This is a genomic window from Fibrella rubiginis (assembly GCF_017353185.1).
Classification (GTDB): Bacteria; Bacteroidota; Bacteroidia; order Cytophagales; family Spirosomataceae; genus Fibrella; species Fibrella rubiginis.
On the sequence record NZ_JAFMYV010000002.1, the window covers coordinates 226,834 to 249,039 of the forward strand.

The window sequence follows — 22,206 nt, forward strand, 5'->3', positions numbered from 1 at the left end:
CAGGGTGACAGGTACGTAGTGGTAATACCGAAGTTAATTATATGAATACTACGTACTTGTGTCACCCTGAGCCTGTTGAAGGGCTATTCATCCTGAATTAAGTACATCCAAAGTAATAAGCTATACCGCCCCCGCCTTGATCGCATCGACCACGGCGGGGTCCAGGAGCGTGCTGGTATCGCCCATGTTGGACGTGTCTCCTTCGGCGATTTTGCGCAGGATGCGGCGCATGATTTTGCCGGAACGCGTTTTGGGTAAGCCGCTCACAAACTGAATCTTATCGGGTTTGGCGATGGGTCCGATCACGCGGCTGACGGTAGCCAGAATGTCGCGGCGCATGAGGTCAGCTTCGTGGGCAGTGTCGCTTTCGGTGATCACATAGGCGTAGATGCCCTGCCCCTTGATGTCGTGGGGGTAGCCTACCACGGCGCTTTCCACCACGCCCGTGTGCATGTTGATGGCGTTTTCCACCTCAGCCGTGCCGATGCGGTGGCCCGACACGTTGAGCACGTCGTCGACGCGACCCGTGATGCGGTAGTAGCCGTCTTCGTCGCGCAGGCAGCCGTCGCCGGTGAAGTAAAGGCCGGGGTAGGTCGAGAAGTAGGTTTGGCGGCAGCGCTCGTGGTCGCCCCAGGTGGTGCGCAGAATGCCCGGCCATGGGAAGCGGATGCACAGGTTGCCACTTACGCCGTTGCCCTCGATTTCCTTACCCGCCTCATCCACCAGCAGGGGTTGCACGCCCGGCAGGGGTAGCGTGGCGAAGGTGGGCTTGGTTTTGGTAATACCCGCCAGCGGCGAAATCAGGATGCCGCCGGTTTCGGTTTGCCACCAGGTGTCTACAATCGGGCATTTGTGCTTGCCCACGTTTTCGTCGTACCAGTGCCAGGCTTCTTCGTTGATGGGTTCACCCACCGAGCCTAACACGCGCAGGCTACGCAGGTCTTTGTTCTTGAGCGGGTCCAGCCCGAAGCCCATCAGCGACCGGATGGCCGTGGGGGCGGTGTACAGAATCGTGACTTTGTGCCGGTCGACCACATCCCAGAAACGCCCCGCGTCGGGCCAGGTGGGGATGCCCTCGAAAATGACCGACGTGCTCCCTGCCAGAAGCGGACCATACACGATGTAGCTGTGGCCGGTGATCCAACCCACGTCGGCGGTGCAGAAATGGATGTCGCCGGGTTCGACCTGAAACACGTTCTCGAAGCTGTATTGCGCGTAGACCATGTAGCCGCCGCAGGTGTGTACCACGCCCTTGGGTTTGCCGGTACTGCCCGACGTGTAGAGGATGAACAGCGGATCTTCGGCGTCCATCTCTTCGGCGGGACAGTCGCTCGTGACCTGCTTCATTTCGGTTTCCCACCACACGTCGCGGCCTTTGCGCATGGCTACGGGGGTGCGGGTGTGGGTCATCACGATCACCCGCTGCACCGTGGGACAGCCAATCAGCGCGTCGTCGACGGTGTCTTTCATCGGGATCGTCTTGTTGCCCCGTACGGCTCCGTCGGAGGTGATGACTACCGAACAGGCGGCGTCGTTGATGCGGTCGGCAATACTCTGGGCAGAAAACCCGCCGAAAACGACCGAATGAATGGCCCCCACGCGGGCGCAGGCCAGCACGGCCACGGCCAGTTCGGGTACCATCGGCATGTAGATACAGACACGATCACCTTTCCTGACGCCGTTGCGCTTGAGCACATTGGCAAACCGGCAGACGTAGTCGTGCAGCATCTTGTAGGTCAGCGTCACACTCGGCTCGGCGGGGTCGTTGGGTTCCCAGATGATGGCGGGCTGGTTGGGACGGGTGGTCAGGTGCCGGTCCAGTACGTTTTCGGTGATGTTGAGTTTGCCGCCCGAAAACCACTTGATGTTGGGTTCCTCGAAGTTCCACTGCAGGGTTTTGGTCCAGGGCTTGCGCCAGTGAAAGTTCTGCGCTACTTCGGCCCAGAAGGCTTCGGGGTCGTTCACGCTCTGTTCGTAGGCCAACTGGTATTCGGCAAAGGTTCGGATACGCATGGGTAAAGAAAAGGGATGATTAATGGGTGCTAAAAGTACGGGCATTGGTACCGTTTACTTCTCGCTGACCAGGTCAAAATTGATTGAATTTTGGTCGGGAAGCCATGTACCACGGACTTCAGTCCGTAACCATACATAACTAATACGGACTGAAGTCCGTGGTACGGGGCTTCGCCAGTAGGGGTAGATCGACTTATCTCTCAAACGCGATGCCTACTTTTCGTGCGGCCAGCAGTGCCCGGATTTCGTTCAGAATAAGCGGGTCGTCAATGGTGGGAGGGACCTCAAACGATTCACCGTCGGCAAGCTGGCGGATGGTCTTGCGCAGAATTTTGCCGGACCGTGTCTTGGGTAAACGCTTCACCAACAGTGCGTTGCGAAACCAGGCTACCGCACCAATATTGTCGCGGATGAGGGTAATTAGCTCGCCTTCAATAGCCTCACCCGTAATGGTTTGTCCATCTTTCAACACCACAAAGCCGACGGGCCGCTGACCGCGTAACGGACAGGCAACACCCACTACGGCGCACTCAGCCACGGCGGGGTGACTGCTCACCAACTCTTCCATGTCGCCCGTTGAGAGGCGGTGCCCGGCCACGTTGATCACGTCGTCGACGCGGCCCGTAATGAATACGTAGCCGTCATCATCGATGTAGCCGCCATCGCCGGAGAGGTAGTAGCCTGGGAAGCGGGTGAGGTAAGCGTTGCGGAAGCGGGGTGTGTCGCGCCAGAGCGTGGGCAGGCAGCCGGGGGGCAGGGGCAGCCTGAGGCAGACGTAGCCTTCCTCGTTTGGCCCCAGTTGGGTCCCGTCTTCACCCAGAATCTGCAAATCGTAGCCGCAGACGGGCTTGGTGGGTGAGCCGGGTTTGACGGGCAATGGTTCGATGCCCAACTGATTGGCCACCATCGGCCAGCCCGATTCGGTTTGCCACCAATGATCTACCACCGGCACACCCGTGATGCGTTGCAGCCAGGCCAGCGTGGCGGGGTCGCAACGTTCGCCCGCCACAAAAACGGCCTGTAACGACGACAGGTCATACTGTTTGCTCAACGCGGCTTCGGGGTCTTCTTTCCGAATGGCGCGGAAGGCGGTCGGGGCCGTAAACAGCACGTTGACCTTGTGGTCCTGCACGATGCGCCAGAACGTACCGGCGTCGGGGGTGCGGACGGGTTTGCCCTCCAGAATGACCGACGTGCAGCCGTAAATCAGCGGACCATATACGGAATAGCTGTGCCCCACCGCCCAACCAAAATCCGAAGCCGTGAACATCACTTGTCCGGGTTCCAGATTATACACTGCTTTCATGCTGTAGGCCAGCGCTACGGCATGCCCGCCGTTGTCGCGGACAATACCCTTGGGCTTACCCGTTGTGCCGGAGGTGTAGAGGATATACAGCGGATCAGTGGCCGCAACCGTCACACAATCAGCGGGTTCGGCCTCATCGACAACGGTTTGCCAATCACTGTATAGTGTTGTGTCGAGCTCAGCGGGACATTGTGGCCGTTGCAGCAACAGGCAGCGCGTGGGCTGATGGGTGGCTAGTTGCAGGGCCTCGTCGAGCAGGGGTTTGTAGGGAATGACGCGGTCAAATTCCAGTCCGCAAGACGCCGTGAGTACTACTTTCGGCTCGGCATCGTCAATGCGGATGGCCAGTTCACGGGGAGCGAAGCCGCCAAAAACGACGGAATGCACCGCCCCCAGCCGGGCGCAGGCCAGCATAGCAAACGCCGTTTCGCATAGCATGGGCATGTAGATGATGACCCGGTCACCCGCGCCAACGCCCTGCGCCCGCAACGCCCCCGCCAGCCGGGCCACCTCCTGCTGCAGTTCGCGGTAGCTGATGCGGCGAACCACGCCTGTCATGGGCGAGTCGTATATCAGCGCGATCTGTTCACCCCGGCCATGCCCAACATGGTGATCAATAGCGGCATAGCAGGTATTAAGCTTACCACCCGTAAACCAATGATGCAGCCCGTCGCGGTCTGTTGAGCGAATACGACCCGGCTTGCGGATCCAGGGAATGGCCCCGGCCTGTTCGGCCCAAAAGCCTTCGGGGTCGCTAAGGCTACGCTGATACTGATCGGTTAAGACGGGAGAGGCAATCATGGGTTGCTGATTAGGGTGTGGTTAGTTCGCCTACTTTGGCTACCAACTCGCGGGTTGAAAACGGTTTGGGCAGATAGAGGTCAGCACCGGCATCGTAACCTTTCTGGACATCCGCCTCTTTGCTTTTGGCGCTTAGAAACACCACGCGGGCATGCTTGTAGCCTTCGGTGGTTTTCACAAACTGACAAAGTTCGTAGCCGTTCATGCGGGGCATCATTACGTCGAGCAGCAGCACATCGGGTTTTTCGGCTACGATTAATTCATACGCTTCGCCGCCGTCGCGGGCAATCAGGACGTGATAGCCCTGCTTTTTCATCAGAAATTCAAGTGATAAAAGGATGTTGGGTTCATCGTCAGCAATGAGGATTTTGGTAGCCATGAGTGGTATGTTGAGTCATGTAGTGTTGAGTAAAGGTAATTGAAAGGTGAATGTTGACCCGATTCCGGGCTGGCTACTTACCGACAGGTTGCCACCATGCAGGTCAATGATTCGTTTTGAAATGGCTAACCCCAAACCACTCCCGATGGGCTTACGCAGATCGGTAGCGGGAGTATAGTTGTGGGCCAGTCGGGTCTGGTAAAATTTTTCGAAAATCAGTTCGTGGAATTGCGGGTCAATACCAATGCCCTGATCGGTTACGCTTACCACGCAAATATCGGTTTGGCAGGTGGCCTCTAGCAGAATCGGTGCCGCTCCGTTGGTGCTGAATTTAATGGCGTTCGAGATGAGATTGATCATCACCTGCATCAGCCAGTCGGCATCGGCCAGCACGGTTAGCTCCCGGCAGTTCGTCTGCACATTGATTGAAATATATTTGGCCGTGGCTAGTGGCGTAACCGAATCGACGGCATCGCGAATTAAGCTACTGATGGTCAGCGGCGTAAGAGAGAGTTTTTGCTTGCCCGATTCAATGCGTTCCAGATCGAGCACCTGGTTTACCAACCGCGACAACCGCTCCGATTCTTTGATCATCGTGCCCAAGAATTGCCGCCGCGTGTCGTGGTCAACCGTATCATCGTCGAACAGGATTTCAGACAATGCCCGGATCGACGTGATAGGGCTGCGGATTTCATGGGTGATGGTGGCCAGGAAATCGTCTTTCTGCTGATCGGCCATCTGAAGCTTATGATTGGCCTCGCTTAGCCGCTCGGTCAGGTGCTGCAACTCCGTCGACTTGCGAGTCAACTCTTTATTCACCTGCTTCAACTCCTGCGACGTTTTCAGAATCCGGATCACTTCGTCGATGGCAATGGGTTCTTCTTCAGCCACTGACGACACCAGGATGCGGGCTGAGGCTGCCCCAACGGCTCCTGCCAGCAATCGTTCGGCGTTGGCAACCAGTTGCGGTGGTGCGTAGGGCAGGGTAGCTACCTGCGGATTGCGCCGACCATAGCGCTCTAACAGGCGGTTGGCTTGCGGAGCACCAAAAAAAGTGGTGAGTAGGCGTTGCAGGTCTGCCAACAAGGCTTTGCCTTTCCAAACCACCGAACTGTCGTCGGTTTTGGCATAGGTAAACACATCCACAAACAGTACGGCCTGGTTATGGTCTAATGCTGATTGCGGCTGACCCAGCGACCCCCACACGTAGCCGCCTACGTTGGCTACCATAGACCAGAACATCGAATGGGCGATGGCATCGTAGGTGGTTAGCCCCATGAGTGCCTGCGGGTTAAGCCATCCAATGCCAAATGGGCCGTCGGTGAGCAAAGAAGCGGGGAGTAACATCGGCACTAGCGTGGGTATGATCAGGGTGTAGAACCAGACCGCTCCGCCGGCCAGTAACCCCAGTCGCGCACCTTGCTGGGTGCCTCTTTTCCAGAAAATACCGCCCAGCATGGCGGGGGCAAATTGCGCTACCGCCGCAAACGAGATCATCCCCACCGACACCAGCGAGAGGCGATTGGCCACCTGCCGGTAGTAGACGTAGGCCAGGCAGAGCAGCCCCAGCATGGCCAGCCGCCGCACGTTGATCACAAACCCGCTCATGGAGGCACCGTAACGTTCACGCCAGCGGGGACGAGCCAAAAACAGGGGCATCACCACGTTGTTGCTGATCATCACGCTTAGGGCCGTCGTTTCCACGATAATCATGCTCGTAGCCGCCGAAAAACCGCCTATGTAGGCCAGCAAGGCCAGGCCATGCTGGCCATGTTGCAACGGCAGGGTGATAAGAAAACCGTCGGCATTAGCCCCCGTCCCCAGCAGCAGGGCACCCCCAAACGCCAGCGGCAAGACAAACAGATTGATCAGCAGCAAATAGAGCGGAAAGAGCCACATGGCCTTGTTCAGATGTTTTTCGTCGACGTTTTCGACCACGGCCACCTGAAACTGCCGGGGTAGAAACAAAATGGCCAGTCCACCCAGCAGACAGTGCCAAAACCAGTCGCCGGATGAGTGTACTGAATCGAAACCGAAATTCTGGCTCAGGGCGGGTAGCCGGGCGGCCCGCGCAAAAATGTCGGTGGGACCGTTAAAAAGGCCAAAGGTGATGTAAGCTCCCACGGCCACGAATGAGACCAGCTTGATGATCGATTCAAAGGCAATGGCGGTGACCATACCTTCGTGGCGTTCGGTGGCTTCGAACTTGCGGGTGCCAAACAGGATGGCGAAAATGGCGAGAAGTAGGGTAACGTAGAACGCCCGGTCGCTGAGGAACGTAGGCGAAGAAACGGTGCCCGACTGATTCGTGAGCAGGGCGAAGCTGCCGGCAATGGCTTTGATCTGAATAGAGATGTAGGGGATGATGCCTACTACGCAAAAAAGCGTCACCAGCACACCCAAACCGCGGTTTTTGCCGTATCGGGCGGAAATAAAGTCGGCAATACTGGTAATGCGCTGCACCTTGCAGATGCGGATGATCTTGCGCGTCACCAGCCACCATAACGGCGCCGATAACGTAGGGCCGATATAAACCGCGAGGAAGTCGATACCGTCGGTGGTGGCTTTGCTCACGCTGCCGTAAAATGTCCAGGCGGTGCAATAAACCGCCATCGACAAGGCGTATACGTAGGGATTGTTGACCGAACTGCGGCCCCGTCGGCTTCGGCTTTCGGCCCAGTTGGCTATCAGAAACAGCGTGCTCAGATAGCACAGCGAGCAGATGATCAGGGTCAGACTACTCATCAGAAACGGAATCGTCGGCGGCGGTCCCACGTCCGGGGTGGGAGCGATGAATTACGAAGACCAACACCCCTATCATCAGTGCCCAGGCAACGAACACATAGACGTATAAAGCGGGTACCCCCCACACCATCCGTTGCCCGTTTACCAGCGAGATCATCGGTTCGGTAAACAGGAGCAGGAACACCAAGCTAAGCAGAAAAAGGCGCGTGGATTTCATGGAAAGAGAGGGGAGGAAGTGGTAAGGGCTACGTGCTGAGTTGGCTGCGGTCCGACGTCTCGGCGCAGACGTATTGCTATGGCGCCGAGACGTCAGACCGCAGCCAACTCAGCACGTAGCCCTTACCACTCACCGCTTTTTTTTACACTTCTTCGTCATACTCCCCGGCCAGAGCATAGAGACCGAAGCGAAGCAGGCCACCCACGATCAGGGGCAGGAGTACGGCAAGGATGATGATGCCAAAAACAAGGTCGTCTGTTTTGCCGGAAGCCAGTTTAGGTAACCCAAAAACGGTGAGGCCGAAATAACCAAACACCAGGGCCAGCGCGATCCAGACCACACCGGCGAATTTCTTTACTGCGTTCATAATGAGGGGGAAGAGATGTATGATGTATGAAACAGGATGGACAAAATAGGAGGTATGCTGTAGTATTCTCGTGTTAGCTACAGCATACACCCTGGTTCATCCATCTTTCTAATCCTGCACGGTGCGTTTGTCGATGTAGATCAGGCCGATGACGAAACAAATGCCCGCGATAGCAATGGGATACCACAGGCCCTCCAGATACGGGGCGGCGTTGGGAAGAGCCAAACCCGCTTTTTCGGCAGCAGTATTGGCATCTTTGGCGTTGGTGGCCAGATAAGTAGCCACGGCAGGCAGCAAGCCACCAAACACACCGTTACCCACGTGGTAGGGCAGCGACATCGACGTGTAGCGAATCTTGGTGGGGAACATCTCGACCAGGAAGGCGGCAATGGGGCCATACACCATCGTGACGAAAATTACCTGAATAAACACCAGCCAGATCAGCGACCAGCGGTCGGTGTCATTGATGGTGACGGTCTTTTTCACTTCAGGCTTCACGGGGGCGGCTGCCGGGTCAACCACGGCGGTGGCCGGGGCTATCTTAGTCTTGGTCACCTCTTCGTATTTCGTGCCGTCGGTATACTCTTTCTTTACCGTCTTAGTATTGATCGTACCACCTGCCACTTTCGGGTCGGCTGCTGAGGTTGAATCGGTGGTGGTTTTTTCGGCAATTAGGGTCTTGGCTTTCAGATTGGTAGTCTGGTACATCCGTTCGTAGATAGGCCGGTAGCTGACAATAGCGATGAGCATACCCGCCAGCATAATGCCTTTGCGGCCAATGCGGTCGGAGAGCGCGCCGAAGACCACAAAAAACGGTGTAGCCATCAGCAAGGCAATGCTCATCAGCCCGTCGGTTTGCAGGGCGTCAACGTTACAAACGGTTTTCATGAAGCTCAGGGCGTAGAACTGCCCCGTATACCACACGACCCCCTGACCCATAGTGGCACCAAACAGGGCCAGCAACACGAATTTGAAGTTGTATTTGTTGCCGAAGCTGTCTTTGAGCGGGTTTGCTGATGTTTTGCCTTCGGCTTTCGCTTTGGCAAACAAAGGCGACTCGCTCATGTTCCGGCGGATGATGTACGACACGAACACCATCAGAATCGACACCAGAAACGGCACGCGCCAGCCCCAGTCGTTAAACGCCTCTTTGCTCATCGAGTAGCGCGTGGCCAGGATCACCAGCAGCGACACAAACAAGCCCGCGGTGGCCGTAATCTGAATCCACGACGTCCAGAAACCCCGACGGTCTGAGGGGGCGTGCTCGGCAACGTAGGTGGCCGCCCCACCATATTCACCACCCAGAGCCAGGCCTTGCAAGAGTCGGAGAATTAGAACGGCCAGTGGGGCTAGAAAGCCAATAGTCTCGTAGCTCGGAATACAGCCAATGGCAAATGTGGCACCGCCCATAAGCAGCAGCGTAACCATGAAGGTGTATTTCCGGCCAATCAGATCACCCAGCCGGCCGAAGAACAGCGCACCAAAAGGGCGCACCACAAAACCAGCCGCAAACGTGGCCAGCGTAGAGAGGAAAGCCGCCGTTGGGTTGCCTTCAGGGAAAAACTTTGTCGACAGCACCACGGCCAGCGAACCGAAGATGTAAAAGTCGTACCACTCGATAAGCGTACCCACCGACGAGGCACCAATCACGCTCATGAGCGAGCGGGTGTTGGCTGTCTGACTAGGAATTCGTTCAGTTATCATGTTCGGAAATAAGTTAAGCGATTAGGAAAGGTGAATTAAAAGGAAAATACGGTTAGTAACAGCAGGCGTGAGTTGGCAATTGTTTCTGTACTAGTCACTTTCGAGTCGTTGGTCGATGTTCCGAAGGCTGCCGCCGTGTATTCATACTCACCACCAATTTTGAACTTGCCGGCAATAAACTCGACCCGTGGCGACACGCGCAACAGGTTATCGATACCCGTGCGACCGGTGAGGCCGATGCCCCGACCGTAGGCCGCAATGGCGTTGGGATCGGTGCCGTTGTTTTTGCAGTAGCCCACAAACAGTCCTGGCACCACTTTTTTGCCATTACCGTGAATCTCAGCCCAGACAGAGGTGATGTTCGTTGGTTTATACGATGCTTCCACGGTAGGTGAACCGGGGTTAGCATAAGCCAGGTAGCCACCGAGCATCACGTGGTCGGTCATGTTCGAGCCGGATACAGCTTCTACCTTGATAGTGGTCGACCGGCCAACCACTTTGAGGTAACCCATAAGGGCCGAGCTGCCAACGGTGGCGTCTGAAACAGCCAGTGTGGTGCCCGAACCCGTTGATAGCCGGGGCCGAAGCACTTTATAATCAAGGGCGATACCCGCCACAAAATTGCTTTTCTTTAGTTGTAGCTGGGCGTGCAGGTTAGGAATCGACGAGTTACGCATGTATTCCGAGGAGCCGCCGTTGGGACCAAGGCTGGTGAAATCACGCTGGGCAATCAGGGCCGTGATCAGGTAGAGATCCTTACCAATCGTGTTGGTCATTCGGATCTGCGGCGACCGGTTGAAGGGCTGAAAAGGAATGCCCGTGTTGAAGTTGAGTACAGCCGGGAAACAGTCCGTAACGAAGAGTGGGTGCCAATACTGACCAAAGCCCAACTGCGTTTTTGGCCAATCGAGTTTGGCCCAGGCGTGGCGCAGGCGTACCCCACCCACGGCGGCATCGGATGGTCCAAACCACTCCATTTCCAGCAGCCCCGACGTTTTGGCTCCCCACGCATCGGGGCCATTGAAGCTGACACCCAACCGACTGTTTACGCCCAGCATGTTCAGGCTCGACACGTCGTTGATATCCTTCCCGGCAGCATCAAGTTGCTTATCGCGGGGCCAGAGATCGACCGACGCTTCGCGCAGGTTCAGCGTCTGGCGAGAATCAAAAATAAAGTCGTTACGCACAAACCCGCTGATCTTCACCGTGAAAGCTGGGGCGTTGGCGGGTGTTGAAGCGGCGGGTGCGGGTCCGGCATTAGTGGGCGGTACTGCCGCTGGGGTACTAGACACAACCGGCGCGCTGGCGGGCGCAACGGCTGTAGTCTGCGCTGGACCTCCATTGTCGGGCGTGGCTGATTGCGATAAAGCGGGTTGCGCCAAACAGGCAGTTAACCCCAGCAGCGGTAAACAAACACGTAGTGTAGCAGGATTGCTAAATGAAGACATAGGTTAGCGAGGTTTTGGATGGTTTCGGTTGGCTGCCGACGTATCGACTCGACAAAACACAATTTTTCCTCTCTATCCTTCAAATTTTTGCTATAGATATGCCTATACTATAGATGCCTATCACCTACCGGTCCTGCCTGAACCGTTCCCATTTGATCAGCATAAACTTGTCGCCCAATTCGGTGACGATCATGCCTGAACCAGCCATATTTTCAGGCTTGCTCATATAGGCCGCTAATTCGGCATGGCTAAACACCTTATATGTGGGATGATAGTGTTGATTGTCAGGAGCTTTGATCTGGTATTTTTTCACCCAGTTCATCACCGAAACGTGACTTACACCCAACAAACGTTCGATCTCGCGGTAGCTAACACCCTCAATATAAAGTTGAAGGGCTTTGACCACGTAGTAGCTGCTAATGCTTTTACCCGCCTTTTCAACGGTGAAATTATACCCGCATCCCCGGCACCGAAACCGTTGCCGCTGGTTGATGATGCCATTGCGTACCGATTCGCTTGCAGCACATTTCGGGCATTTGGGAGCTACCATAGCTGTTTATCACATTATCATTATCTATTTACCAAATGTATATCATTTTAGCACAAAATAGGTGATAAATACTCGAATAGGGCATTAGCTAAGTATTTATGCAGTGCGTAATGAAGAGCCGCGCTAGGGAAAAAATGCTTCTTCGACTTATACAGACTACCAACACCTCACTTTATCGTGCTCATTCCAACCTTTGCCGGCCAACGGGTATCTTGGTGAAACCAATGCTATCTGTCATTTCCCATGCCAACCTATACCCGACTACTTGTTGCAAGTCTGCTGCTGCCTCTGCTGCTGGATGGCTGCAAGTTCAGGAATGATCCGGCCCCGCAACCCGCCGACCGCAGCACCGGCTACCGGGCGGTGTATATCAGCAATGATGACCTCCGCAACGTGGTAGTGCAGGCACCACAGCCGTTGGTAAATCCGGGTAAAATCTACATCAAAGACGGCTACCTGTTTGTCAATGACCAGCAGCGCGGCATTCATATTATTGATAACCGCAACCCCGCCAAACCCATTGAGCTGGGCTTTCTGCGCATTCCCGGCAACTCGGAACTGGCCGTGAAAGACAGTACGCTCTACGCCAACAATGGCCCCGACCTGGTTGCGGTCAACATCAGCAAGCCGGGCAATGTGCGGGTGGTGAAACGGATCAGTAACGTCTTTGCCATCAGCAATTACCCCGACGCCCGGCAGGTGTGGTTCGACTGCCCCGACCCCGCCAAAGGCTATGTGGTGGGCTGGGAGCGCACCACCCTCACCAACCCCCAGTGCTACCGTTAACTCCAGGCCCGCAATCATGAAACCGATCCTTTACTTCCTGTTGCCCGCCTTGCTCTGTGCCTGTAGTGCCGCCAGCGACACAGCAACGCCCACCACCGGCGCGGGTACGGGCGGGTCTACCGCCCGCTTCACCGTGGCCGATAATTTTTTGTACGTTTTGCAGAAACAGAGCCTGCTGTCGTATGACGTGTCGACCAGCCAAAACCCGGTTGCGGGGGGCAACGTCGCCCTGTATGGCAACTCGCCCGAAACCATCTTCCCGTTTGGCAAATACCTGCTGCTGGGCACGCCAACGGGCATTTTGTTTTACGACCGCAGCCTGAAACCCGCCACACCAACCTACGTGTCTACCTACCATCACTGGTTTAGCTGCGACCCGGTGGTGGCGCAGGGCACCATTGCCTACGCTACCCTGCGCAGTGGCACGCCCTGCCGAACGGGGCAGAACGCCCTGGAGACCGTAGACATCAGCGACCCCACCAAGCCCAAACTCATCCGCAGTTATCCCATGACCAACCCGCGGGGCCTGGGTATCGACGACAAGACGCTGTTTGTTGGCGAAGGCGAGTCGGGCCTGCGCGTGTTTGACGCCACCGACCCGGCCAGCCTGCGCGAAATTGCTTTCTTCAAAAATATCAGCACCTATGACCTCATTCCGGCGCGTAACGTATTGATTGTGACGGGTACCGGCGGTATCTATCAGTATGACTACAGCGACCCAACGGCCATCAGGCTGCTTAGCACCCTACCCGTTACGCCCAAATGAGACCAACCCTACTGCTGCTTTGCTGGCTTGGGCCGCTGATGGCCCTGGCCCAGAATCCCTACAGTAACGTGCCCCGCTATGACCAGGTGCCGGGCTACAGAAACGCACCGAACTACCGTCGACCGGACCTGCGTGAGCGACCCGTTCCGCGGTCGGTGGTGATCAAGCTCAACCCATTCATGCTTCTGGGGGTAGACGGGGCGGGGTATGGTGGCGTAGAAGTGCCCGTGGGCGTGCAGGGTGCTATCCAGGCAGAGTTTGGTTATGGCGCCTTCAGGAGCCTGATGACCTTCGATTCGGAGGCGTATACCCAAAAAGAAAACTGGCGGGGACGGCTGCAATACCGCTGGTACAACCCGCAGGGAGGAGCTTCCGACCTCCCCTGGTACTGGGCCGTTGAAGGAACCTACAAACAGGTCAACGCCCTGCATCACCAGACGCTGGGCCGGGATTGCCTGGGTGGAAACTGCGCCTATTTTCAGTTAGTAGACCAGCTTGCCGCGCGCTATGTGGTGGGGGCTTATGGCAAAGTAGGCAAAATCATTCCCCTGAACCGGTCAGACGGCACATACCGGTTTCTGCTCGACATCTACGGTGGCATCGGGATAAACTACGCCTGGGTTGTTCGCCGGCCACTCGGGTTCACCTTGAACAGCCAGTATCCTGTAGCCGACTACCTGTTCACGCCCTTCCCGCGCCCCTTCACGGTGAATGATCGGTTCGATCAGGCCAATGAGCAGGCCCGCGCTCTGCCCGACCTGCAACTTGGGCTTACGGTAGGGTACAAACTGAACAACTAACTGAGCTCTAACAACCATCGGAGAGGGTCAGTGAGTTTTTGGGTCGCCTATTAATCTATTTCGCCAGTAGATTTTATTTGGGAACACAAATGGCCGGTCGGGGTTAGATACTTTGAACAAAACCAACTCGACAAGATCATGGCTGACCAGGAAAAAGAAGACATCGAACGGGCCAAACAGGCCATTTCACCCGCCGGGCTGGGCGATCAGTCTGCCGAAGGCAACAGCGGTCCCGGTGCTGAGGTCGACGCCCCCGAACTGCCTCGTAATGAGCGAGAAGAGAACTACATGAACGGCGACGAACCCGCGGAGCACATTGGCATGACGCACCCGAACCGGAGCGAAAACAGCGACAATGACGGGTCGGGCAAGCACGATTTTGATAAGCCGCTGGACAACTAGTCAGCCTACCTCTCGTTAAGCCCGGCTGCTGGCCGGGCTTTTTAATGACCTTGCCAATGACTTCAACCAAAGCTATACTCGGCGTTTCGGGAAGCCTGCGTCAGGGCTCTACCAACGCGCTGCTGTTGCGGGCCGTGGCCGACCGTTTGCCCAGTGGGGCGGTAATGACGGTGTTCGATGGCCTCGACGACCTGCACCACTTCAGCCCCGAACGGGATGCCGACCATGAAAACGGCACGGCGGTTCTGCCCGCCGTAGCCCGCTGGCGTGAGGCCATTGCCCGGGCCGACGCCGTGCTCATCAGCACACCCGAATACGCCTTTGGCATTCCCGGCGTATTGAAAAATGCCCTCGACTGGGCCGTATCAACAATTTTGTTCGACCGGAAACCAATGGGTGTTCTCTGTGCGTCGCCGGGTTTCGAGGGCGGGCACAAAGCCATGGCCTCACTGTTGCCCACCCTCACAGCCCTGAACACGCATATTCCCGAAGGCTGTTCGCTGGTGATTTCGTCGGTACGAAAAAAGATGGACAATGAGGGTCAGGTTACCGATGCCGCCACCGCCGAAGCTCTTTCACGGCTGGGAGCGCAGTTGGTGGGAGCGAGTGAGTGAACCGGGTGCTTAGGTTATATGGTGGCTACGCGTTGTCGTATGGCTACGCGCTCTAGGCTACGCGCATCAGGCCCTTCGACAGGCTCAGGGTGACAGCCCATCTAAATCCGTTCAGTGAACTTGATTCTAGTTTCCTGTCACCCTGAGCCTGTCGAAGGGCCTGATGCGCGAAGCCTAGAGCGCGTAGCCATACGACAACGCGTAGCCACATAGCAACCTCAACATGTAGGTTGTACTTACTTCTTGCCTTCTCCAGGCAGCTGACTACCGTAAATACCCCGGCTACCGGAGCAGAGATAGGCCGTGACGCAGGCAATGGCCGCGTAGGGACCACAGGCGGTGCCAAAGAGTTCGAGGGCCAGCACCATGCAGGCAAGCGGGGTGTTGGCGGCACCGGCAAAGACGGCCACAAACCCCATGCCCGCCAGCAGTCCCGTGGGTAGGGGTAGCCAGTAAGAAAGACCATTGCCCAGCGTGGCTCCAATGAAAAACAGCGGTGTTACTTCGCCACCTTTAAAGCCCATGCCCAGCGTGATGGCGGTAAGTAATAGCTTGACAATGAAGTCGTAAGGGGGTAGCTGCTGCGTAAACGATTCAACAATAACAGGAATGCCCAAACCGCTGTACCGGGTGGTGCCCAATGCCCACATGGCCCCCGCTACAATAATACCACCCACTACAGGTCGCAGCGGCGCATAGGCAATATGGCGTTTGGCCAGGTCAGTGATGGCATGGGTGATGCGGGTAAACAGCAGGGCACAACCGCCAAATACAATTCCCGCCAGCAGCGCATATAAGGCAAAAACGGGCGTGATGGGCGGAACCGTGGCGATGGCGTAGTACGTATGGCCCACCTGCCACCACCGCGTGACGTAGTCGGCACCGAGCGCGGCGATGAACACCGGAAAAATGGCCTCGTAGGTCAGGCGGCCAATGACAAGTACTTCCAGACCAAACACGGCCCCGGCCAGTGGCGTGCCAAACACCGACCCGAAACCCGCGCTGACGCCCGCCATCAGTATCAGTCGCCGGTCGGTGGGGGAGAGGCGGAAAGGGCGCGTGAGCTGATCGGCGAGGGAGCCACCCAGTTGCAGGGCTGTGCCTTCGCGCCCCGCCGAGCCGCCCAGCAGGTGCGTGACCAACGTACCCACAAGCACCAGCGGAAACAGGCGAAAGGGAATCCGACTGCCCGCTTGGTGGATGGTGTCGATGACCAGATTTGTGCCGCCCACCACTGATTGGCCCACCCGCAGATAGAGCCAGCCGATGATAAACCCACCTACGGGCAGGAGAGCTATAAGCCAGGGGTGCGCCTCGCGGTAGTTTGTTACCCAATCGAGCGACACCAGGAATAAGGCCGACGCTGACCCCGCCCCAACCGCTACGATACTGCTCAGAAACAGCCATTTCGAGATGTAGGCGAAGACTGGAAAGCGGGTGAGCAAAGCAGACATGGGTGGCGTTTGTGTTGCGAAGATAGCGGGCACGGGATGGTGTCGCGTTACCCCAGGCCTTCAGAATCGCCCATGCAGCAGAAACTGATCCGTTTTGGCGTAGAGCGACGAATAGAAGCTAAACTCGGGGCGGTTGGTGTCGATTCGCTTATCGAGCCGGAGTACCGGGTTGCCCACCAAAAGCTGAAGCTGGTCGGCCACGGCTTCGTCGGCGCTGACGGCCAGAATCTTCTGTTCGCCGCCTTTCACCGTCAGGCCGTATTTGGTTCTTAACAAGTCGAAGAGGGACCGATTGGCTAATGGCTGACGGGTAAAGCCGGGCAGGTATGCGGCGGGCAGTAGTAATTTTTCGTAGAAAACCCGCTGATTGTCAACAGATCGCAGGCGCTCGAGGTAATAAAACTGAGCCGCCTCGCTGTCGGCCGGTGCAAACAGCAGATCAGTTGGAAACGGGCGTAACTGAGGCTTTACGAGGATCGCCGTTGTAAGCGGGCCTGCCGCCTGACCAGGTTCGTCTGGCGGGGTGCCTGTATTGGCCAGTCGCCCTACAATCGACATCACACCCAGGCCAATGGGCAGGGGTTGTACAATGCTGCCTTTGCCGTGGTGTTTCCGGATATAGCCGTCCTGCACCAGCAGGGCCAGGGCCTGCCGGATGGTGGGCTGCGTGAGGCGGTACTGCGTTTGTAGCTCGCTTTCTGAGGGCAGCAACCCGCCCGCCTTGAAGTCGCCCCGAATAATCTGCTGGCGCAACGCCTCATACAGGTGCTGATAATGCGGTTTTCGGGCAGCCTGAGCGTCCATGGGGTGTGGGGTTGCAAGGTGCGTGCAAACTTAATCCATTTTAGGCTGGTCCTCCAACTCATTATAATAAGTTGTAGGAAAAGTGATCTTGCCTGCATACGTTTACGCCGTCAATAAACAGGTAGCAAGGAAGTATGCAGCAGCAGTGGCTGGCGGGCAAACGGCTCGTCGTAATTGGTGGTACAACGGGCCTGGGCTTATCGGCCGCCTGTGCCTTTGTGGCTCATGGCGCGCAGGTTGTGGTCGTAGGCCGCGACGCGGGCAATGTCCAGCTTGCCGAAACGAGCCTGACCGGAAAGGGCATCGCTTTAACCGGCGACGCGGTCGACCCGGCCACGGCCCCTGCGGCCATTGCCCGTTGCCAGGAGGCCTTCGGTGGCTTCGATGGGATGTATCACGTGGCCGGGGGCAGCGGCCGCCGTTTTGGCGACGGTCCCCTGCACGAACTCACCCTCGACGGCTGGCAGTACACGCTCAACCTCAACCTGACGTCGCTGATGCTCTCCAATCAGGCGGCGGTGCGGGCGTTTCTGGCGCAGAAGACGGGCGGCACGATCCTGAACATGGGGTCGGTGCTGGGCTATTCACCCTCGCCGGCGCACTTTGCTACCCACGCCTACGCAGCCACCAAATCGGCCATTATTGGGTTTACCAAAGCCATTGCGGCCTATTATGCACCGGCCAACATCCGCGTGAACGTGCTGGCCCCCGCACTGGTGGAAACGCCGATGGCCAAACGCGCCGCCGAAGACGACGTGATCCAGGCGTTTATCAAAACCAAACAGCCACTGGCGGGCGGACGCATCGGGCAGCCCGGCGACCTCGACGGGGCGGCAGTCTATTTTATGTCGGATCAGTCACGCTTTACCACGGGCCAGATCCTGTCGGTCGATGGGGGGTGGTCTGTTAGCGAAGGACAGCTATGAACACCATTGGCATCGACCTGGGTGGTACGCGCATCAAGGGTGTGCTCATCGACATGGCAACGGGGGAGGTGAAGCACCGGCTGCTCATGCCGACCAACACGGCAACCGATGACGCCTGGAAACAGGCCATTGCCGACCTAGCGGGTCAGCTCACCCGGCTCAGCGACGGCCCGGTGCAGGGTATTGGCCTGTCGGCGCCGGGCCTTCCGTCGGCGGCGGGCGACGCCATTGCCTACCTGCCCAACCGGCTTCCCGGCCTGGAAGGATTTGTGTGGTCGACCTGGCTGGGCACGCCCGTTCGGGTAGTCAACGATGCCCACGCGGCGCTGCTGGCCGAAGTGCATCTTGGCGAGGCCAAAGGCTACCAGCACGTGCTGATGGTGACGCTCGGCACGGGTGTGGGTGGGGGGCTGTGGCTCAACGGGCAGTTGCATACCGGAGCCTTCCAGAAAGCCGGGCATGTGGGCCACCTCACCGTTGATGCCGACAGCGACCAGACAAGCATTACCGGCATGCCGGGGAGTCTGGAAGACGCCATCGGCAACGCCACCGTGGCGCGGCGGTCGTTTGGGCAGTATCAATCTACCCATGACCTGGTGGCCGCCTACCGGCAGCAGGAGCCACTGGCTACGCTGGTCTGGCTAACGGCAGTTCGGCAGCTGGCCGTGGCACTGGCCTCACTAACTAATGTGATTTCACCCGAACTTATCCTGATTGGTGGCGGCATTGCCCAGGCCGACGATGCCCTGTTTAGCCCGCTGAACCGCTTCATGAGTCTTTGCGAATGGCGCCCGGCGGGTGGTCAGGCACGAATTCAAAAAGCCCATTTCGACGAGTGGGCCGGGGCCATCGGGGCCGCCATCAGCGCATCAAACCACAACTGATATGACCGTTATTGATCAATACCTAACTAAATCAAGGGCCATTATCGACACGGTGGCCGCGCAGACAACGGCCATTGAGCTGGGTGCCCGCTGGTTTGCCGACACCATTCTGGCCGGGCGTATGGTCCACGTGTTCGGCTCGGGCCACAGCCGCATTATGGTGGAGGAAATGTGGCCGCGCTACGGGTCGTTTCCGGGCTTCAACCCCATCGTTGAACTATCGCTCACCTTTCATAACCTGGTGGTGGGGGCCAATGGACAGCGGCAGGCTATGTTTCTCGAAAATGTACCCGGCCTGGCCGCCCGCATCCTCCGCAACTTCGACCTGAGCCAGCAGGATACCGCCCTGATTATTTCGTCCAGCGGGTGCAACGTGGTGCCAATCGAGATGGCCGAACTGTTCCAGCAACAGGGCATCAGGGTGGTGGCCCTCATCACGCGGGACCATGCCGCGCAAAGCACCAGCAAACGGGCCGACGGCAAGAAGTTAACCGATTTTGCCGACCTGGTTTTAGACACGGGTGCGCCTGTGGGTGATGCCATGGTGCACGTGCCGGGCCTGGATACGCCCGTGGCTCCCGGCAGCACGGTGGGCGGGGCATTGCTGGTTAACTGCCTCAAAGCGGAGGTGGCCCGTCTGCTAACCGAAGCCGGGCACCCACCCACCGTCTTGTCGGCGGGGGTAGTGGTGGGGGCTGAGCGGGCCGTTTCGCTGTTTGAAAGTGCCTACGACGAACACGCTCACCGGTTGGCCAGACTCTACGAACGGGTAGGCCTGCCCTCATCGGTGGGTGGGGGCTAAACAGAACGGATCGCATGACTCCTTTACTCAACACCACCGCACCGCTGTGGGCCGAAACAGATATTCTGGTGATCGGTGCCGGGTCGGCAGGTTGCGTGGCCGCGCTGGCAGCCGCCTCTGACCGGGGCCTGTCGGTGATGCTGGTGGAACGTTACGGCTTTCCGGGCGGCACCTCTACCCAAATGCTCGACACGTTCTACGGGTTTTTCACGCCCGGCCACACCCCCCGCAAAATTGTTGGGGGCTGGCCCGACCGGGTGGTCAACGAACTCGACCGGGCCGGGGCAGTCTTTCTGCGCCCCAATACCTACGGGGCGGGAACGGGCGTCAACTACAACCCCGAACGCCTGAAACTCGTTTGGGATCAACTGATTGCTCAGCAGGGTGTTCGTTACCTGCTGCACACCACGCTGATTGACGTGGCGGTGGAGGGCGAACGCCATGCGTGTCTGTTCTGGAACAAGGGTGGGCTGGGCAGGGTACTGGCGCGCCGGGTCATTGATGCGTCGGGCGACGCTGACTTCTGTCACCTGGCCGGGTTTACCTACGAAACGGCGGGTGAACACGAGCCGGCCCAGAGCCTGACCACTACCTTCCGGATGAGCAACGTCGATCTGGTGGCCTACGAACGGGCCGGCGGGAAGGCGCTTCTGAAGCAAAAAATGGCCGATGCTGTCGACAGTGGGCGGCACCCCCTGCCCCGTAAAGAAGGGTCGGCCCACGAAATGAACGCCGTCGGCTGCATCTCGACGGTGGCCGTAAAGGTGGGCAACACCTCGGCGCTGGACGGCGACAGCCTCACCCGCGCCGAGGTGGAAGGGCGGCGGCAGGCGTTTGTCTATGAGGCTTTTTTTCAGCAGGATGTGCCGGGTTTTGCGCAGTCGAACATCATTGGCCTGTCGCACCAGATTGGCGTGCGCGAGACCCGGCGTGTATACGGCGAACACCGCCTCACCAAAGCCGAATGCCTGGCCGGGCTGCTCCCCGACGACCGGATTTTTCTTTGCGGGGCACCCATCGAAGACCATCGGCAGGACCAGCACGGCGGCGACGAAACCTACTGGGAATACATTCCCGGATCAGGCGTATACGGCGTTTCGTATGGTACCATTGTTCCCAAAGGGAGCGATACGGTGTGGATGGTAGGCCGGTGTTTTTCGGCCACCCACGATGCCCACGCGTCGTGCCGGTCTATGGCCCAGACCATGTCGATGGGGCAGGCGGCTGGCCTGGCTGCTGCGCAGTCGATACGCCAGGATGAGTCAGCTAGTCGGTTGTCTGTGAGTACTTTGCAAAACGGTCTGCGTCAGCTGGGTGCTGTGCTGGATATACCCGATGCCATAGCCGACACCTCGCGTGATGGCTGGCGGATGAACGTATCGGCGAACGCAGGCCACCCGCTATCTTCCTGAACACGCCCATGCCATCGCCGTTTATCCGTACCGTACTGGGTGACATACCCGCCAGTCAGGCAGGCATCACCTATGCTCATGAGCACCTGATCATCGAGGCTAGTTTCCCCACGCAGGCCAACCCCGATTTTCTGCTCAACGATGTCGACAAGGTATCGGAAGAACTGGCGCGGGTGTATGGGGCCGGGGGCCGCACCATGGTCGACACGATGCCCGCCAATTGTGGCCGCAACGTGTTGAAACTGGCCGAGGTGTCGCGCCGGACGGGCATCCAGATCATTGCCCCAACGGGTATTCACCTGGAGCAGTATTACCCGGTGTCGCACTGGCGGTATCAGTACACCGAAGATCAGCTTACCCGCCTCTTTATCGCCGACGTGACGGAGGGTATCGACCGCTACGACTACAACGGCCCCCTGATTGACCGCACACCGCACCGGGCCGGCCTGATCAAACTCGCCACCGGCGACGAGGCCATTACGCCCCACCAGGAGTTGATTTTTCGGGCGGTGGTAAATACCCACCGGGCCACGGGCGTTCCCATCCTGACCCATACCAACGCCGGTAAACACGCTCTGGCTCAGGCCGAACGCTTTGCCCGGCTCGGTGCCGACCTGCGCCACGTGGTGCTCTCCCACCTGGACCGGTGCCCGGACGAGGCCTACCACCGGGCTGTGCTGGCTACGGGGGTGCGGGCCGAATTCGACAGCGCCTTCCGCTGGCTGCCCGGACAGGAAAACACCACCTACCGGCTACTCGAGGCCCTGCTGCCCGATTTTCCGGATCAGCTGACCGTGGGTATGGACGCCGCCCGCAATACCTACTGGCGGTCCTACGGTGGGCAGCCCGGTCTGACCTACCTGCTAACCACGTTCCGCGACGAACTCACGCGCCGGGGGCTAGGCGGCTACTGGAACCAGATTATGGTGACTAATCCCACCGCCCTCTACAGCTTCGGCGTGGTTAATCCGGTACGTAACTGATGCTGGCCTGTTGAGCAGGATCAGCTACGTATCTGACCTGTCT

At 58.0% G+C, this 22,206-nt stretch carries 21 protein-coding genes; 10 read left to right on the plus strand and 11 right to left on the minus strand.

What is annotated here, in order from left to right; all coding sequences use genetic code 11:
* Nucleotides 1–120: 120 nt before the first annotated feature.
* The 9 genes from acs to J2I47_RS04455 form a co-directional block, all read right to left on the minus strand.
* Entirely contained in the window at nt 121–2,013 is a 1,893-nt protein-coding gene (gene acs / locus J2I47_RS04415; protein ID WP_207363349.1) for an acetate--CoA ligase, read from the minus strand.
* A gap of 193 nt (nt 2,014–2,206) precedes the next feature.
* The gene (locus J2I47_RS04420; RefSeq protein WP_207363350.1) at nt 2,207–4,120 is read right to left on the minus strand and encodes an AMP-binding protein; all 1,914 of its coding nucleotides are present in this window, start codon (nt 4,118–4,120) and stop codon (nt 2,207–2,209) included.
* A 10-nt stretch (nt 4,121–4,130) separates the two neighbouring features.
* Nucleotides 4,131–4,499, minus strand: a complete 369-nt coding sequence (locus J2I47_RS04425; protein WP_207363351.1) for a response regulator transcription factor — start codon at nt 4,497–4,499, stop codon at nt 4,131–4,133.
* 15 nt (nt 4,500–4,514) lie between these two features.
* The gene (locus J2I47_RS04430) at nt 4,515–7,244 is read right to left on the minus strand and encodes a sensor histidine kinase (protein WP_207363352.1); all 2,730 of its coding nucleotides are present in this window, start codon (nt 7,242–7,244) and stop codon (nt 4,515–4,517) included.
* Nucleotides 7,237–7,461: a hypothetical protein gene (locus J2I47_RS04435; protein WP_207363353.1), complete on the minus strand. Its 225-nt coding sequence runs from the start codon at nt 7,459–7,461 to the stop codon at nt 7,237–7,239. The genes J2I47_RS04430 and J2I47_RS04435 overlap by 8 nt, the downstream gene beginning before the upstream one ends.
* Nucleotides 7,462–7,603: 142 nt before the next feature.
* Entirely contained in the window at nt 7,604–7,828 is a 225-nt protein-coding gene (locus tag J2I47_RS04440) for a DUF6814 family protein (RefSeq protein WP_207363354.1), read from the minus strand.
* Between the two features lie 108 nt (nt 7,829–7,936).
* Nucleotides 7,937–9,532 (minus strand): MFS transporter, encoded by a 1,596-nt coding sequence (locus tag J2I47_RS04445; protein ID WP_207363355.1) that lies wholly within the window; start codon nt 9,530–9,532, stop codon nt 7,937–7,939.
* A 35-nt stretch (nt 9,533–9,567) separates the two neighbouring features.
* Nucleotides 9,568–10,980, minus strand: coding sequence for a hypothetical protein (locus tag J2I47_RS04450; protein ID WP_207363356.1), 1,413 nt, complete (start codon nt 10,978–10,980; stop codon nt 9,568–9,570).
* A gap of 124 nt (nt 10,981–11,104) precedes the next feature.
* Nucleotides 11,105–11,530 (minus strand): IS1/IS1595 family N-terminal zinc-binding domain-containing protein, encoded by a 426-nt coding sequence (locus J2I47_RS04455; protein WP_207363357.1) that lies wholly within the window; start codon nt 11,528–11,530, stop codon nt 11,105–11,107.
* Between the two features lie 243 nt (nt 11,531–11,773).
* Here J2I47_RS04455 and J2I47_RS04460 point away from each other — a divergent pair, with 243 nt between their 5' ends.
* The 5 genes from J2I47_RS04460 to J2I47_RS04480 all read left to right on the plus strand — a co-directional run bounded on the left by J2I47_RS04460 (nt 11,774) and on the right by J2I47_RS04480 (nt 14,898).
* Nucleotides 11,774–12,316 (plus strand): LVIVD repeat-containing protein, encoded by a 543-nt coding sequence (locus tag J2I47_RS04460; protein WP_207363358.1) that lies wholly within the window; start codon nt 11,774–11,776, stop codon nt 12,314–12,316.
* 16 nt (nt 12,317–12,332) lie between these two features.
* A complete protein-coding gene (locus J2I47_RS04465; RefSeq protein WP_207363359.1) occupies nt 12,333–13,082 on the plus strand; it encodes an LVIVD repeat-containing protein in 750 nt (249 codons plus the stop codon).
* Nucleotides 13,079–13,882 carry a hypothetical protein gene (locus J2I47_RS04470; RefSeq protein WP_207363360.1) on the plus strand — a complete coding sequence of 268 codons (804 nt, stop codon included), beginning with the start codon at nt 13,079–13,081 and terminating at the stop codon, nt 13,880–13,882. The genes J2I47_RS04465 and J2I47_RS04470 overlap by 4 nt, the downstream gene beginning before the upstream one ends.
* Before the next feature lie 138 nt (nt 13,883–14,020).
* Nucleotides 14,021–14,284, plus strand: coding sequence for a hypothetical protein (locus tag J2I47_RS04475; RefSeq protein WP_207363361.1), 264 nt, complete (start codon nt 14,021–14,023; stop codon nt 14,282–14,284).
* A gap of 56 nt (nt 14,285–14,340) precedes the next feature.
* The gene (locus J2I47_RS04480) at nt 14,341–14,898 is read left to right on the plus strand and encodes an NADPH-dependent FMN reductase (RefSeq protein ID WP_207363362.1); all 558 of its coding nucleotides are present in this window, start codon (nt 14,341–14,343) and stop codon (nt 14,896–14,898) included.
* A gap of 236 nt (nt 14,899–15,134) precedes the next feature.
* Here the strand turns inward: J2I47_RS04480 and J2I47_RS04485 are convergent, their stop codons facing one another.
* Together J2I47_RS04485 and J2I47_RS04490 are read right to left on the minus strand one after the other, a co-directional pair.
* Entirely contained in the window at nt 15,135–16,352 is a 1,218-nt protein-coding gene (locus J2I47_RS04485) for a voltage-gated chloride channel family protein (RefSeq protein WP_207363363.1), read from the minus strand.
* A gap of 60 nt (nt 16,353–16,412) precedes the next feature.
* Nucleotides 16,413–17,156, minus strand: coding sequence for a GntR family transcriptional regulator (locus tag J2I47_RS04490; protein WP_207363364.1), 744 nt, complete (start codon nt 17,154–17,156; stop codon nt 16,413–16,415).
* Between the two features lie 134 nt (nt 17,157–17,290).
* Here J2I47_RS04490 and J2I47_RS04495 point away from each other — a divergent pair, with 134 nt between their 5' ends.
* Genes J2I47_RS04495 through J2I47_RS04515 form a run of 5 tightly spaced genes read left to right on the plus strand, consistent with a single transcriptional unit; the run spans nt 17,291 to nt 22,163 of the window.
* The gene (locus J2I47_RS04495; protein WP_207363365.1) at nt 17,291–18,082 is read left to right on the plus strand and encodes an SDR family NAD(P)-dependent oxidoreductase; all 792 of its coding nucleotides are present in this window, start codon (nt 17,291–17,293) and stop codon (nt 18,080–18,082) included.
* Nucleotides 18,079–18,966 (plus strand): ROK family protein, encoded by an 888-nt coding sequence (locus tag J2I47_RS04500; RefSeq protein ID WP_207363366.1) that lies wholly within the window; start codon nt 18,079–18,081, stop codon nt 18,964–18,966. The genes J2I47_RS04495 and J2I47_RS04500 overlap by 4 nt, the downstream gene beginning before the upstream one ends.
* Nucleotide 18,967: 1 nt before the next feature.
* Entirely contained in the window at nt 18,968–19,768 is an 801-nt protein-coding gene (locus J2I47_RS04505; RefSeq protein ID WP_207363367.1) for a sugar isomerase domain-containing protein, read from the plus strand.
* 14 nt (nt 19,769–19,782) lie between these two features.
* A complete protein-coding gene (locus tag J2I47_RS04510; protein WP_207363368.1) occupies nt 19,783–21,180 on the plus strand; it encodes an FAD-dependent oxidoreductase in 1,398 nt (465 codons plus the stop codon).
* An 8-nt stretch (nt 21,181–21,188) separates the two neighbouring features.
* The gene (locus J2I47_RS04515; protein WP_207363369.1) at nt 21,189–22,163 is read left to right on the plus strand and encodes a phosphotriesterase family protein; all 975 of its coding nucleotides are present in this window, start codon (nt 21,189–21,191) and stop codon (nt 22,161–22,163) included.
* Nucleotides 22,164–22,206 lie beyond the last annotated feature (43 nt).